At 71.6% G+C, this 13,759-nt stretch carries 13 protein-coding genes; 8 read left to right on the top strand and 5 right to left on the bottom strand.

What is annotated here, in order from left to right; all coding sequences use genetic code 11:
- Positions 1-10 precede the first annotated feature (10 nt).
- Complete coding sequence (locus QJ852_26820) at positions 11-1,345, top strand: dihydrolipoamide acetyltransferase family protein (GenBank protein ID WGX96747.1); 1,335 nt, start codon at positions 11-13, stop codon at positions 1,343-1,345.
- Positions 1,345-2,739, top strand: coding sequence for a dihydrolipoyl dehydrogenase (lpdA, locus tag QJ852_26825; protein WGX96748.1), 1,395 nt, complete (start codon positions 1,345-1,347; stop codon positions 2,737-2,739). The genes QJ852_26820 and lpdA overlap by 1 nt, the downstream gene beginning before the upstream one ends.
- A 27-nt stretch (positions 2,740-2,766) precedes the next feature.
- Here the strand turns inward: lpdA and QJ852_26830 are convergent, their stop codons facing one another.
- A complete protein-coding gene (locus QJ852_26830) occupies positions 2,767-3,339 on the bottom strand; it encodes a TetR/AcrR family transcriptional regulator (GenBank protein WGX96749.1) in 573 nt (190 codons plus the stop codon).
- A gap of 249 nt (positions 3,340-3,588) precedes the next feature.
- Here QJ852_26830 and QJ852_26835 point away from each other — a divergent pair, with 249 nt between their 5' ends.
- Genes QJ852_26835 through QJ852_26845 form a run of 3 tightly spaced genes read left to right on the top strand, consistent with a single transcriptional unit; the run spans position 3,589 to position 6,733 of the window.
- The gene (locus tag QJ852_26835; GenBank protein ID WGX96750.1) at positions 3,589-5,046 is read left to right on the top strand and encodes a cytosine permease; all 1,458 of its coding nucleotides are present in this window, start codon (positions 3,589-3,591) and stop codon (positions 5,044-5,046) included.
- Between the two features lie 8 nt (positions 5,047-5,054).
- Complete coding sequence (locus tag QJ852_26840) at positions 5,055-5,894, top strand: alpha/beta hydrolase (GenBank protein WGX96751.1); 840 nt, start codon at positions 5,055-5,057, stop codon at positions 5,892-5,894.
- Complete coding sequence (locus QJ852_26845) at positions 5,891-6,733, top strand: hypothetical protein (GenBank protein WGX96752.1); 843 nt, start codon at positions 5,891-5,893, stop codon at positions 6,731-6,733. The genes QJ852_26840 and QJ852_26845 overlap by 4 nt, the downstream gene beginning before the upstream one ends.
- On the opposite strand, the gene QJ852_26850 is transcribed toward QJ852_26845, so the two are convergent.
- From QJ852_26850 to QJ852_26865, 4 genes are all read right to left on the bottom strand, one after another.
- The gene (locus QJ852_26850) at positions 6,720-7,241 is read right to left on the bottom strand and encodes an NAD(P)H-dependent oxidoreductase (GenBank protein WGX96753.1); all 522 of its coding nucleotides are present in this window, start codon (positions 7,239-7,241) and stop codon (positions 6,720-6,722) included. The two genes, QJ852_26845 and QJ852_26850, sit on opposite strands and share 14 nt — an antisense overlap.
- Positions 7,238-8,122, bottom strand: coding sequence for a glycine betaine ABC transporter substrate-binding protein (locus tag QJ852_26855; GenBank protein WGX96754.1), 885 nt, complete (start codon positions 8,120-8,122; stop codon positions 7,238-7,240). Before QJ852_26855 ends, QJ852_26850 begins: the two co-directional genes overlap by 4 nt.
- 71 nt (positions 8,123-8,193) lie before the next feature.
- Positions 8,194-9,072, bottom strand: coding sequence for an ABC transporter permease subunit (locus QJ852_26860; GenBank protein ID WGX96755.1), 879 nt, complete (start codon positions 9,070-9,072; stop codon positions 8,194-8,196).
- Positions 9,065-10,285 (bottom strand): betaine/proline/choline family ABC transporter ATP-binding protein, encoded by a 1,221-nt coding sequence (locus QJ852_26865; protein WGX96756.1) that lies wholly within the window; start codon positions 10,283-10,285, stop codon positions 9,065-9,067. Before QJ852_26865 ends, QJ852_26860 begins: the two co-directional genes overlap by 8 nt.
- Positions 10,286-10,410: 125 nt before the next feature.
- Between QJ852_26865 and QJ852_26870 the strand changes: the two genes are divergently transcribed.
- From QJ852_26870 to QJ852_26880, 3 genes are read left to right on the top strand one after another with little or no spacing between them, the layout of a single operon-like run.
- Positions 10,411-11,187 (top strand): SDR family oxidoreductase, encoded by a 777-nt coding sequence (locus QJ852_26870; GenBank protein ID WGX96757.1) that lies wholly within the window; start codon positions 10,411-10,413, stop codon positions 11,185-11,187.
- A 51-nt stretch (positions 11,188-11,238) separates the two neighbouring features.
- Positions 11,239-12,381: a flavin reductase gene (locus QJ852_26875; protein ID WGX96758.1), complete on the top strand. Its 1,143-nt coding sequence runs from the start codon at positions 11,239-11,241 to the stop codon at positions 12,379-12,381.
- Between the two features lie 14 nt (positions 12,382-12,395).
- On the top strand, positions 12,396-13,757 hold the full coding sequence (locus tag QJ852_26880) for an LLM class flavin-dependent oxidoreductase (protein WGX96759.1): 1,362 nt from the start codon (positions 12,396-12,398) through the stop codon (positions 13,755-13,757).
- Positions 13,758-13,759: the final 2 nt, after the last annotated feature.

The following is a 13,759-nucleotide window of genomic DNA, read 5'->3' on the forward strand; positions in this document are numbered from 1 at the left end:
AGGAGCCCCCGTGACCACCACCCCCACCGCCGCCGACCTGCGGACCTTCCTGCTGCCCGACGTCGGCGAGGGCCTGACCGAGGCCGACATCGTCGTCTGGCACGTGGCCGTCGGCGACACCGTCACCGTCAACCAGGTCATCGTCGACATCGAGACCGCCAAGTCGGTCGTCGAGCTCCCCTCGCCGTACGCCGGGGAGGTGGTCGAGCTGATGGCGGCCGTCGGGGAGACGGTGCCGGTGGGCGCACCCATCATCGCGATCCGCGCCGAGGGCGCCGCGTCGGCTGCCGAGCCCGCCCCCGCGGTCGCGCCGCCCACCGAGGAGGAGCCGCGCCTCCTCGTGGGCTACGGCGCCCGGGAGCCGGGCGCCGGCCGGCGCCGCCGCGGCACGCCCGCCGCAGCCCCGACCGCCCCCACCGCGCCCATGCCCGCCGCCGCCGTCCCCGCGCGGGAGCGGCCCCGGGCCAAGCCACCGGTCCGCAAGCTCGCGAAGGTCCTCGACGTCGACCTCGCCACCGTCGTACCCACCGGCCCGGACGGCACCATCGTCCGGGCGGACGTCATGGCCGCCGCGCAGCAGCCCACGGCCCACCCGGACCCGGCATCCGCAGGAGGCGACGCCCGGACCGCCGCGTCCGCCAGGGAGACCCGCATCCCCATCAAGGGCGTGCGCAAGCACACCGCCGCCGCGATGGTGGCCTCCGCGTTCACCGCACCCCACGTCACCGAGTTCGTCACCCTCGACGTGACCAGGACACTCGAGCTGCGCGAGAGCATCCAGCGCCGCCGCGAGTTCCGCGACGTGAAGCTGACCCCGCTCGCCTTCGTGGCGCGGGCCTACCTCCGCGCGCTGGCGGCGGTGCCGACGTCCTGCGCCCGCTGGGACGAGCAGGCCCAGGAGATCGTCGTCCCCGATGGCATCAACCTCGGCGTCGCCGCCGCCACCCCGCGCGGCCTGATGGTGCCGAACATCCCGGGCGCCCACCGGCTCGGCCTGCTCGAGCTGGCCACGTCGATCAACGACCTCGCCGCCACCGCGCGGGCAGGCAAGACGCCGCCGGAGGCGATGACCGGAGGGAACACCACGATCACCAACGTCGGGGTGTTCGGCGTCGACACCGGCACCCCCATCCTCAACCCGGGCGAGACCACGATCCTGGCCGTCGGCGCGATCCGCCGGCAGCCCTGGGTCGTCGACGACGGATCAGGGGAGCGGATCGAGCCCCGCTCGATCCTCCAGCTCGCCCTGTCCTTCGACCACCGCGTCCTCGACGGCGCGGAGGGCTCCCAGGTGCTCGCCGACACGGCCGCCCTCCTGGCCGAGCCCGGACTGGCGGTGCTGTGATGACGGCCCGGACCTTCGACGTCGTCGTCATCGGCGCCGGTCCCGGTGGCTACGTCGCCGCGATCCGCGCCGCCCAGCTCGGCAGGTCCGTCGCCGTGATCGAGGAGAAGTACTGGGGCGGCGTGTGTCTCAACGTCGGCTGCATCCCCTCCAAGGCCCTGCTGCGCAACGCCGAGCTGGCCCACACCTTCCGCCACCACGCCGCGACCTTCGGGATCGGCGGCGAGGCCACCTTCGACTACGACGTCGCCCACCGCCGCAGCCGCGACGTCGCCGAGGGCCGCGCCAAGGGCGTGCACTTCCTGATGCGCAAGAACGGCATCACCGAGGTCGGCGGTCGTGCGACGTTCACCGGCCCCCACGAGCTCGAGGTCGCCACCGCCGACGGCACCGTGCCGATCTCCTTCGGCCACGCCGTCATCGCGACGGGAGCGCGCCCCGCCGTACCTCCGGGCATCGAGCTCTCCGCGAATGTCGTCACCTACGAGCACCTGCTCCTCGAGCCCCGCCTGCCCCGCACCATCGCCGTCGTCGGCGCGGGCGCGATCGGCATGGAGCTCGGCTACGTCCTCGCGGGCTACGGCGTCGACGTCACCATCGTCGAGTACGCCGACCGGCCGCTGCCGGCCGAGGACGCCGATGTCTCGAAGGAGATGCTGCGGGCCTATCGCAAGCTCGGCGTGGAGATCCTCACCTCCGCCCGCGTGGCCGCGGCGACCGACCACGGGGACGAGGTCACCGTGGCCCTGGAGAACGCGGAGGGTCGTACCGAGCGCACCGTCGACCTCGTCCTCGTCGCGACCGGCTTCCGCCCGAACAGCTCCGACCTCGGCCTGACCGCCGCCGGCGTGGACGTCGACGACCGCGGCGCCATCACCATCGATGACCGGATGCGGACCAGTCAGTCGCACATCCACGCCATCGGGGACGTGACGATGCGCCTGCAGCTGGCCCACGTCGCCGAGGCGATGGGCGTCGTCGCGGCCGAGACCATCGCCGGCGCCGTGACGATGGAGCTCGGCGACTACCGGATGATGCCCCGCGCCGTCTTCTGTCAGCCGCAGGTGGCCAGCTTCGGCCTCACCGAGGAGCAGGCGCGCGCCGAGCACGGCGAGGTGAAGGTCGCGAAGTTCCCGTTCTCCGCCAACGGCAAGGCCCACGGCCTCGGTGACCCGACCGGCTTCGTCAAGCTGATCGCGGACGCCGACGGGCTGCTGCTCGGCGGCCACCTGGTCGGCCCGGACGCGTCCGAGCTGCTGCCCGAGCTCACCCTCGCGCAACGGTGGGATCTGGGCTCCTTCGAGCTGGCCCGCAACGTCCACGTCCACCCGACGCTGGGCGAGGCGCTGCAGGAGGCGTTCCACGGCCTCGAGGGCCACATGATCAACCTGTGAGGCGGCCCGGGGCCGGCCTCGCGAGAATCAGGCCCGCGCCCAGGCCGCCAGGTAGAGGTCGAGCGACGCCTTGATCCGGGCGGTCTGACCGGTGCTCTGCAGGTCGACCACCAGACCGCTCAGCAGTGCCATCAGCAGCGTGGAGTGCGCCACGGCGTGATCGCGGGAGCAGCCGAGCTCGCCCTGCACCCAGTCGGCGAAGTACTCGATCCAGAAGGTCAGCAGCTCGGGCCGTCGCTCCTGCGGGTACTCGCGGTCCGAGGCCAGCATCGCCTCCATGCTGAGTCGCGTGGAGACCAGGTTCCTGCGGTCCTCCATCCACCAGTCCCAGAGCCGTTCGATGCTCTGGCTCAGCGTGGGCTTCGGCTCGCTGGTCCGGATCCGCTGGAGCACCTCCAGCGTGGTCGCGCGCGCCCGGCCCAGCGCCGCCTCCACCAGTTCCTCCTTCGAGCCGAACTGGTAGGAGATCGTGTTGGTGCTGGTGCCCATGGCCGCGGCGAGCTTGCGGAGCGAGAGGTTGGACAACCCGTGCTCGGCGAGATAGGCGACCGCGCGGGCGAGCACCTCCTCCCGCCGCGTGGGGTCGGGTGGGCGTCCCATGAAGCTCCTCCGCTCGCGTGGGGGCCGCGGTGGCCCGGCCGTTACGTTACAACCCCGTCACCGCCTCGGGCCGGATCCGCTGGACGACCGGCCACCGTCAGAACGGCGGTGCAGATTTCTGGAACAGTTGATCCACAAATCATGACCGAACTTTACCGTACGGCAAACGTCGACCCTTGACACCCGCGAATCAGCCGACCTAGTTTTCGTGACAGGTGTTAGACAAATTCGCAGACTCGAGGACGACAGATGGCCACCACCGACAGCACGCCTGCGCGCTCCCCCATCGAACAGCGCTCCATCGACTACATCCCCGCCAGGGAGCGCCACGGACGACCGTGGCACTGCACCACCGTCTGGTTCATGTGCACCACCAATGTCACCGTCCTGGCCCTCGGCACCGTCGGGCCGCTGCTCGGCCTGAGCCTGCTGTGGAGCGTCGTCGCCATCGTCGGTGGATCCCTGTTCGGCACGATCTTCGCCGCCCTGCACTCCAGCCAGGGTCCTGAGATGGGCCTGCCGCAGATGATCCAGTCCCGCCCGCAGTTCGGCTACAAGGGCGCCGTGCTGATCTACCTGATCGCGGTGCTGGCCTATATCGGCACCACGGTGCTGGCGATCAGCCTGATGGGCACCGCCCTCACCTCGCTCGTCGACATCAGCCCCGAGCTGGGCATGGTGCTCGTGACGCTGCTCGGCATCGCCGTGGCGGTCTACGGCTACGACCTGATCCACCGCACCTCGCGCTACTCCTCGGCGTTCCTGCTCGCCGCCTTCCTGGTGCTCACCGTCGGCGCGCTCAGCCGACTCGGTGACGGCGCCGCCCTGAGCGACGGCGCCGGCTGGTCGACGGGCGCCTTCATGGCGCAGTTCATCGCCATGGCCAGCGGCACGCTCGCCTGGGCGCCGTACGTCTCCGACTACACGCGCTACCTGCCCAAGGAGGGCGGCATCCTGCGCTCCTTCCTCGCCACCTACCTCGGTATGGCGCTCTCCGCCATCTGGATGTCCGCGCTCGCCGCCGTGATCATCAACCAGTTCCCCTCGACCGACATCGTCGACAGCTTCCGCCGCGCGGCCGACCACATGGTCTCCGGCTTCGGCACCGTGATCGTCCTGGTGAGCTCCTCCGGCACCGTCATCGTGGTCGCGATGAGCCTGTACGGCGGCGCCCTCACCCTGCTCAGCGGCGTGACCTCACTCGTCGACCTGCGCGCGACCGCGCGGCTGCGGATCCAGGCGACCGTGCTCCTCGGCGCGATCTGCCTGCCCATCGCCATCGCGATCTCCAACGACTTCCAGGACTTCCTCGGCTTCTACTTCGCGGCGCTGATCTACCTGCTGGCGCCGTGGACCGCGATCAACCTGGTCGACTTCTTCTTCGTCCGGCGCGGCCACTACTCGATCACGGAGATCTTCAACCCGAAGGGGATCTACGGCTCGTGGAACTGGCAGGGCTACTCCGTCTACGCGATCACGATCGCCGCGATGTACCCCTTCATGCTCACGCCCTACTTCTCCGGGCCCGTGGGCGAGCGGCTGGGCTACGACCTGGCCCCCTTCATCGGCGTCGCGGTCGCCGGCCTCGCCTACCTCCTGATGACGCGCGACCTCGACCTCGAGGCCGAGCGCCGCATCATCGAGGCCGCCGACGCCGACCTCGAGTCCCGCACCACCCAGCAGCCCGACGACCAGATGAGCAGGTGACCCCCGCAATGCCCACCATCGACCTCCGCGGCCTCGCGATGAGCTACGAGCAGACCGGCTCCGGCCCCGACATCGTCTGGGTGTCCGGCGGCGGCAGCCGCGGCCGGGACTGGCATCCCTACCAGGTGCCCTGGTTCGCGGATCGCTTCCGCAACACCACCTTCGACAACCGCGGCATCGGCGGCACCCGCCCGCTGGACGCCGACGCGCCGGAGTCGTGGTCCATCGAGGACATGGCCGACGACCTGGCCGAGCTCATCGAGCGGGTCTGCACACCCCCGGTCTACTGCGTCGGGCTCTCGATGGGCTCACTGATCACCCAGAAGCTCGCGATCCGGCGACCCGAGCTGCTTCGGTCGGCCATCGTGATGGGCACCCTGGCCCGCGCCTACGACTGGCCCTACGACTTCATGAAGGCCGAGATCGAGTGGCGGCGGGCCGGCCGGTCGCTGAGCGGCATGATGGGAGCCACCCACTACGCGGCGTTCTCCTACCCCGCCTCCGCGCTCGGCGACCCGGCGGTGCTGGCCAACATCTACCGGTACCTCGACTCCGAGGAGTGGACCGAGGGCAACGAGGAGTCGCTGGTCCCGCAGTGGGAGGCGTGCAACGCCTACGACGTGACCGCCGAGCTCCCGACCTGCGCGGCGCGCATCGACGTGATCGCCTTCGAGCAGGACGTGCAGACCCCGCCCGTCTTCGGCCGGGAGGTCGCCCGGCTCGCCGCGGACTCGTCCTTCCGGATGATCCCCGACAGCGGCCACTACTCGTGCTGGGGCCATCGGCACGATGAGATCAACCAGGCCATCGACGACATCATCGCCGCCGACGCGCGGGGCTCGGCATGACCGCCGGCGACCCCTGCGCCGAGAGCGACGCCGTCCTCGCGGCGAGCCTCGAACACAACTACACCGTCTACCAGTGCGGCCCCGGCGGAAGTGCCCTGGGCGCCGCGCCCGCGCCGGTCCCGACCGGCGACCGGCGTCCTCCCCCCGCGGCCTACGCGCTGTCCGCGGAGATCGTCGCCCGGGTGCAACACACCTGGGCGACGACGCCGCGCGGCTTCAAGCTCAGCATGACCAACGAGGCCGACCAGGCCCGCTTCGCGACCACCGAGCCGTCGTACGGCGTGCTCACGTCCGCCCACGTGCCCGGCGACCCGGTCGTGATCGCGCTGGCTCACGCCAACGCGCCGTTGGTCGAGTCGGAGCTGGTCGCCCGCGCCACCCGTGAGCTCGGCCCGGAGCTCACCGGGGCCGAGCTGCAGGCGGGGATCGAGGTCGCCGCGGGCCTGGAGATCCCGGTGTCGCGGATCCCCGGCTGGTGGCCCGACGGCGGTGCGCCCGCGGTGACGCTGAGCGACTTCATCCTCGACAACGCGATGGCGGGCTATCTCGCCCACGGCGAGCGCTGGCTGCCGGCGGCCGACCTGGATCTCGCGGCGCTCACCGTCGAGGTGGTCGACCCGGACGGCACCGTCCACCCCGGCGCGGCCACCCATGTGCTCGGCGATCCGCTGCGCGCCCTGCAGTGGCTGGTCGGCGCGCTCGCCCGCCGCGGCGAGGTCGTGCCGGCCGGCGCGATCATCAGCACCGGCACCTTCCTGCGGCCGCTGCGCGCTCGCACTGGGACCTTCCGAGCGACGTTCAGCCACGGCCTCGGCGACGCCGTGGTCACCTTCCGCTGACCGGCCTGCCGCAGCCGACCGGCCCGACATTCCGCTCGATCACGCCCTGCCACCGCGCGAGCCAGTCGTGCTCGGTGGTGTCCGTGGGCGCCGGCTTGTCCAGCACGAAGAGCGCCGGCGCCGGCACGGTCGCGCCGAGCTCCACGAGCACCGGCTTGAGGTGCAGCTCGCCGGCGAGCTGATGGGCCGGGCTGCCGCCCCGCATCAGCGGGACGGCGACCACGCCCTCGAGCCCGGTGCTCGTGGGCAGTCGGTCCAGGAACAGCTTGAGCAGGCCGGTGAACGTCGCCTTGTAGGTCGGCGAGGCCACCACCAGGACGTCCGCCGAGCAGACGTCCTCCTCGACCGTGCGGGTCGCGGCGTCGGCGGGGTCCAGCAGGCCCGGCCCCAGATCGGCCAGGTCCCAGCCGTGCACCGGATCGCCGCCGAGGCCGGCGGCGATCCGGTGAGCGGCGTCCCAGGTGCCCGACCGGGGCCTCGGGTTGCCGACGAGGACCGAGATCCTCATCCGCTCGTCTCCAGCCAGCTGTCCACCAGCTCCTGGTTCTCGCTCATCCAGGCCTTCGCGCCCTCGTCGGCCTTGCCCTTGCCGGCCTCTTGGATGGCGAGCTCCAGCTGACCGAGCTGGTCGCTGGTCAGCGCGAACCGGCTCAGGATCGCCGCGGCCTCCGCCTGGCTCTCGTCGAAGCCCTTGGTCGCCACGGTCTCGATGACGCCGGACCCGCCGAAGAGGCCGTCCGGGTCCTCGAGCGCCTTGATCGGGTACTTCGCGAACGCCCAGTGCGGCCGCCAGAGGGTGACCACGATCGGCTCGCGCTTGGCGATGGCGGCGTCGAGGGAGGCCAGCATCGCGGGCGTGCTGCTGGCCTCGACCTTCAGTCCGTCCAGGCCGTAGCCGGGGACGACGTCCGACTCCAGCACCTTCATCAGCTCCGAGCCGGTCTCGATGCCGATGACCCGGCCGCTGACGTCGTCCGCGCGGGTGGCCAGGTCCGCGATGGAGTCGATGCCCTCGACGTACTCGGGCACGGCCAGGTTCAGGTCGGTGCCGTCGTACCAGGTCCCGAGGGTGGTGAGGTCCTTCTCGTACTTGTCGATGTACTCACGGAAGTAGTTGGGCCACTGCTCGGGGAAGACGTCGATCTGCCCCGCGGCCAGCGCCTGGTACGCCGGGCCCGGGTCGAGCTGCTTGACCTCGACCTCGTAGCCCTGGGACTCGAGCAGCCGCTCCCAGACCGCGGTCACGGCGAGCGACTCGTCCCAGGCCAGGGTGCCGATGGTGATCTTCTCGGCCGCGTCCTCGTCGTCTCCGGACGAGCAGGCGGTGGTGGCGAGCACGCTCGCCAGGGCGGTCGCTGCGGCGACGGCGCGCCAGCGGATGGTCTTCATGAGAGCTCCTGGTCGGTCTTGGTGGATGGGTCGATCGGTGGGTGGACGAGGGGGTGGGATGTCGAGGGCCGTCAGGCGACGGCGGCCGCCGGCACCGCGCGGGGAGTACGCCGGCGCGCGCGTCCGGGACGCAGGCCATGGCTGAGGGCCTGGGTGAGCCGGTCGAGGTAGATCGCGAGCACGACGACGGCGAGTCCGCTCTGGATGCCGCCGGCCACATCGAGGCTCGACACGGCACGGACCACGAGGGTGCCGAGCCCGTCGGCGCCGACGAGCCCGGCGACGACGACCATCGAGAGCGACAGCATGATCACCTGGTTGACGCCGGCCATGATCGAGCCCGACGCGAGCGGGAGCTGGACCTCGCGCAGCACCTGCAGCGGACTCGCACCGATCGCCTCCGCGGCCTCCACGGTGTCCGCATCGACGCCGCGGATGCCGAGCTCGGTGAGCCGGACGGCCGGGGGGAGCGCGAAGACGATGGTGGCCACGATCCCGGGGGCCGGCCCGATGCCGAAGAAGAAGACGGCCGGGATCAGGTAGACGAAGACCGGCAGCGTCTGCATGACGTCCATGACCGGCCGCAGGGTGACACTCACCGACCGGCTGAAGGCCGCCGCGATGCCGAGCGGGATCCCGATGACCAGGGCGATGAGGGTCGCGAGGAGGACGAGCGCCATCGTCTGCATCGTGTCGACCCACAGGCCCATGCCGGCGATCAGCAGGAAGGTCAGCAGCGTGTAGGCCGTCAGGCCCCACCGGCGCGTCGGGAGCGTGAGCGCCGCGAAGACGCCGATGAGCACCGCCTGCGGCGTCTCGGTGAGTGCCGAGGTCATCGTCTCGGCCAGTGCGGTGATCACGTCGGTGATCGGCGCGAAGAGGAAGTCGAGATGGGTCTGCATCCAGGCCACGGCCTTCTCGGCCGGGGTGCCGAGGTCGATCTCAGGCATGGGCCACCTCCGGGCGGCTCGCGGGGCGGGCGGGTTCGGGATGGTCGTCGGCGAGCGCGGCCAGCAGTGCGGCTCGGGGTACGACACCGCGCAGCCGCCCGGACGGATCGGTGACGGCGAGCGGGACGCAGTACTGCCCGACCCGGCGGCACAGCTCGACGAGGGGCCGGTCACCGGCCACGGTCTCGAACTCCTGCACCAGTGCCGAGGCGATGGTCGGCGTACCGGCGCGGACCAGCTCGGCGAGCGTGCCGTCGCGGACCACGCCGAGGATCCGCTCGGTGACCTCGTCCACGACATAGCTGCCGTTGGCCTCGTGCCGCTCGAGGCGACCGAGCACGGCCTGGGGCGACTCACCGGGGTGCGCGACGAGCAGCGGCGGGCGCATCACCATCTCGGCGGTGAGCACCCGGGACCGGTCGACATTGGCCAGGAACCGGCTCACGTAGCCGTCGGCGGGCGTGCCGATCATCGCGGCCGCGGAGTCGAGCTGGACGGCATGGCCGTCGCGCATGACCAGGATCCGGTCGCCCAGCTTCATCGCCTCGTTGAGGTCGTGGGTGACGAACACGATGGTGCGCTCGAGCTCGTGCTGCAGCGTCGTGAGCAGGTCGTGCATCTCGGTCCTGATCAGCGGGTCCAGGGCGCTGAACGGCTCGTCCATCAGGAGGATGTCGGCGTCGGTGGCCAGCGCCCGGGCCAGACCGACCCGCTGCTTCATGCCCCCGGAGAGCTCCTGCGGGTAGTGGTCTCGCCACGGGGTCAGGCCGACCTGCGCGATCGCCCAGTCGACCCGCTCCCGGTCGGCCGCCGTCGGCTTGCGCCGGATCCGGAGTCCGTAGCCGACGTTCTGCGCCACGGTGCGGTGCGGGAAGAGGCCGAAGTGCTGGAAGACCATCGCCATGCTCCGGTTGCGGACCGTCCTCAGTTCCGCGGCGGAGAGCGTGTCGAGCCGTTGCCCGTCCACCGACACCGTGCCGGCCGTCGGCTCCACGAGACCGTTGACCATCCGGAGCAGGGTCGACTTGCCGGACCCGGAGAGCCCGACGATCACGAAGAACTCGCCCCGGGCCACCTCCAGGCTGACGTCGCTCACCGCGAGGTGACCGCCGGCCTCCCCGACGGCCGCGGACGGGTCCGCGGCCGCCAGGAGCGGCGTCGCGGCCCGGCGGTCGAGCCCGAACACCTTCGAGACGTTCGCGATCGTGATCAACCGATCCTCCCCTGTTTACGTGACTATCGTTATGTGTAACAATCGACACACAAACTCTGGCACGCCGCCGCTGTGACGTCAAGCACAGGTCGGCGGCCCTCTCCGCACCTGCGAAGGAGCACTCCATGGACCTCGACCTCGACGGCCGCGTCGTCATCGTCACCGGCGGCAGCGACGGCCTCGGGCTGGCCGCGGCCCGCGGTCTGGCCGCGGAGGGCGCCCGGGTGGCCGTGTGCGGACGGGACGCGACCCGGCTCGAGCAGGCCGCCGCGACGCTCGCCGAGGTGAGCGACGACGCCCTCGCCGTCCCCTGCGACGTCACCGAGCCCACCGAGCTGACCGCCCTGGTCGACCGGGTCGTGGCCCGGTGGGGGCGCGTGGACGGGCTGATGAACAACGCCGGTCGCGCTACCGCGATGCCCTTCGAGGAGATCGACGACCAGACGTTGCTCGACGATCTCACCCTCAAGGTCTTCGCCTCGATGCGCCTCAGCCGTCTGGTCGCGCCACTGCTGCGCGAGCACCAGGGGGCGATCGTCAACAGCCTGAGCATCTTCGCCCGCGTGCCCGGCCCGCGCTCCCTGCCGAGCGCCGCGTCGCGCGCAGCCGGCCTGGCGATCACCAAGTCGCTCGCCTTCGAGCTGGCTCCCGACGGCGTCCGCGCGAACGCGATCCTGGTGGGCTTCGTCGACAGCGGCCAGTGGACCCGGGCCGCCGCCGAGGCGGGACGCACCTACGACGAGCACGTGCGCGAGCTCGCTGCCGCGGCCCAGATCCCGATGGGCCGCTTCGGCAAGGCCGAGGACTTCGCCGACCTGGCCGCGTTCCTGCTGTCCCCGCGGGCCGGCTACCTGACCGGTACCGCGATCAACCTGGACGGCGGCCTGTCCCCCGTCGCCTGAGCGGCTCTCGACCATGATTGAAACACTTGTTACTCTTATAGGAGGTAGTCGGTGAAGCACGGCGCCCGTCCCGCCCCCGAGGACCAGCAGTGGTTCCGCCGGGTCCTGGGCCAGTTCCCGACCGGGATCACCGCGATCACCGCGACCGTCGGCGCCGAGCCCGTCGGCATGGTCGTCGGCTCGTTCACCTCGGTCTCGCTCGATCCGCCGCTCGTGGCCTTCCTGCCCAGCAAGACGTCGACGACCTGGCCGCGCATCGAGGCTGCCGGATCCTTCTGTGTCAACGTCCTCGGCACCGACCAGGAGGAGGTCTGCCACGCGCTGATGACGAAGGACCCCGACGCCTTCACCCGCCTGGGCTGGACGACCGAGACCTGCACCGGCGCCCCCGCACTGGCCGACGCCGTCGCGTGGATCGACTGCCGGGTCGCCCAGGTCGTCGACGCCGGCGACCACTGGCTGGTCATCGGCGAGGTCGTCGACCTCGACGTGGGCCGCCCGCAGACGCCGCTGATCTTCTTCCGTGGCGGCTACGGCCGCTTCGAGGCCGGCACCCGGGTCGCCACCCGGATCGACCTCGGCGCGCACCTCCAGGCCCTCAACAGAGTGCGCCCCGCGATGGAGCGTCTCGCCGCCGAGCTCGACTGCGAGTGCGTCGCGGTCGCCCAGGTCGGCGACGAGTTCTCCCTCATCGCCAGCGCCGGCCGCGCGCACGGCTGGGACTTCCCGTCCCGGGTCGGCGAGCGGGTGCCGGCCGTGGCGCCCTTCGGCCGCAGCATCATGGCCTGGGCGTCCGAGGAGCACGTGGAGCGGTGGCTGGCCCCGCTGACCGAACCAGCACAGGCCGAGGAATGCCGCCGGCTCCTCGAGATCATCCGCGCACGCGGCTACTCGGTGACGATCCGCCCCGAGGCCCCGGGCGCGCCCGACGGCCCGGCCGACGACCTGCGGACGGTCCTCGACCCCGGCACCGAGCTGCGGACCGGGTCCGTCGAGGGCGAGCCGGCGAGCGTCGCCGTACCCGTCCTCGACGCGGACGGCCACCCGCTGTTCGCCCTCGCCGTCTACGGCTTCGCGTCACTGGACGCCGCCGGCCTGCACCGGGTCGCCGAGCGCCTCTTCGCCATCGCTGCCACCGGAGGCAGCACCCCGTCCCCCCAGGACGCCGTCAGTGCGGGATCCGCCCGCCGTTGAGATCGGAGAAGCCCATGCAGGAGCAGAGCCGGCAGCGCCCGGGACAGATGAGTCTCGGCGCCGTACTGTCGCCCACCACCGCCCACATCGCCGGATGGCGCCACCCCGACGCCGTGTCCAACGCGGGCGCGACCTTCGACTTCTACCGCCATGCGGCGGAGACCGCCGAGGCCGCCAAGCTCGACTTCGTCTTCCTGGCCGATGAGCTCTGCGCCCCGGAGGCGCCGCCGGAGCTGATGAGCCTGGACCCGCTGATGTACCGCTACGAGCCGATCACCCTGACCTCCGCGCTCGCCGTCAGCACGCAGCGGATCGGCATCGTGGTCACCCAGACGACGACGTACAACGAGCCGTACCACATCGCCCGCAAGCTGGCCTCGATCGACCACCTCAGCAACGGGCGGCTCGGCTGGAACCTGGTCACCTCCTACGTCGAGGCGGAGGCCAAGAACTTCAACCTCAGCGAGCACGCCCGCTACGCCGACCGCTACGCCCGGGCGGCCGAGTTCTTCGAGGTCGCCGCCGGTCTGTGGGACAGCTGGGACGACGACGCCTTCGTGCTCGACAAGGAGTCGGGCCGCTACTTCGACCCGGCGAAGATGCACCAGCTCAACCACAAGGGCGAGCACTTCACCGTCGCCGGGCCGCTCAACGTGAGGCGCTCGCCCCAGGGCCGCCCCGTGCTCGTCCAGGCCGGGGCCTCCGAGCCCGGGCTCGACCTGGCCGCCCGACTCGCCGAGACGACCTTCACCGCCCAACGCACCCTCGAGTCCGGCCAGGCCTACTACCGCGACCTCAAGGGCCGGATGGTCGCCTACGGGCGCTCGCCCGAGAGTCTGCGGGTGATCGCCGGCGTCTTCCCGATCGTCGGCGGGACGATGGAGGAGGCCCAGCGGAAGTACGACGAGCTGCAGGAGCTGATCCTGCCGCAGATCGGGCTGGCCCGGCTCTCCCAGCTGATCGGCTTCGACGTCACCGAGCTGCCGCTGGACGCGCCGCTGCCGGACGTGATCCCGGAGACCAACTCCTACCAGAGCCGCCAGCAGCTCATCGTCGAGATGGCCCGCCGGGAGAACCTCACCCTGCGCGAGCTCTACCTCAAGGTCGTCACGGCCTACGGCCACCGGACCGTGGTCGGGACCCCGGAGACGGTCGCCGACGCGCTCGAGGAGTGGTGGCACGGCCACGCCGCCGACGGCTTCATGGTGATGCCGCCGACGCTGCCCGCCGGCATCGACGACTTCACCGCGGGCGTGGTCCCGGAGCTCCGTCGCCGCGGCCTCTTCCGCGACGACTACGAGGGTGACACCCTGCGCTCCCACCTGGGCCTCGAGCGCCCCGAGCGGGGCGCCCCCCTCCCTCCGCGTCGCGGCTGAGG

Source organism: Nocardioides sp. L-11A, from assembly GCA_029961745.1.
Classification (GTDB): domain Bacteria; phylum Actinomycetota; class Actinomycetes; order Propionibacteriales; family Nocardioidaceae; genus Nocardioides.

What these genes read in the sequence shown, in the direction of transcription:
- lpdA (WGX96748.1), top strand. Translation starts at nt 1,345, where the DNA reads ATGACGGCCCGGACCTTCGACGTCGTCGTCATCGGCGCCGGTCCCGGT.
- QJ852_26830 (WGX96749.1), bottom strand. Translation starts at nt 3,339, where the DNA reads ATGGGACGCCCACCCGACCCCACGCGGCGGGAGGAGGTGCTCGCCCGC.
- QJ852_26835 (WGX96750.1), top strand. Translation starts at nt 3,589, where the DNA reads ATGGCCACCACCGACAGCACGCCTGCGCGCTCCCCCATCGAACAGCGC.
- QJ852_26840 (WGX96751.1), top strand. Translation starts at nt 5,055, where the DNA reads ATGCCCACCATCGACCTCCGCGGCCTCGCGATGAGCTACGAGCAGACC.
- QJ852_26845 (WGX96752.1), top strand. Translation starts at nt 5,891, where the DNA reads ATGACCGCCGGCGACCCCTGCGCCGAGAGCGACGCCGTCCTCGCGGCG.
- QJ852_26850 (WGX96753.1), bottom strand. Translation starts at nt 7,241, where the DNA reads ATGAGGATCTCGGTCCTCGTCGGCAACCCGAGGCCCCGGTCGGGCACC.
- QJ852_26855 (WGX96754.1), bottom strand. Translation starts at nt 8,122, where the DNA reads ATGAAGACCATCCGCTGGCGCGCCGTCGCCGCAGCGACCGCCCTGGCG.
- QJ852_26860 (WGX96755.1), bottom strand. Translation starts at nt 9,072, where the DNA reads ATGCCTGAGATCGACCTCGGCACCCCGGCCGAGAAGGCCGTGGCCTGG.
- QJ852_26870 (WGX96757.1), top strand. Translation starts at nt 10,411, where the DNA reads ATGGACCTCGACCTCGACGGCCGCGTCGTCATCGTCACCGGCGGCAGC.
- QJ852_26880 (WGX96759.1), top strand. Translation starts at nt 12,396, where the DNA reads ATGCAGGAGCAGAGCCGGCAGCGCCCGGGACAGATGAGTCTCGGCGCC.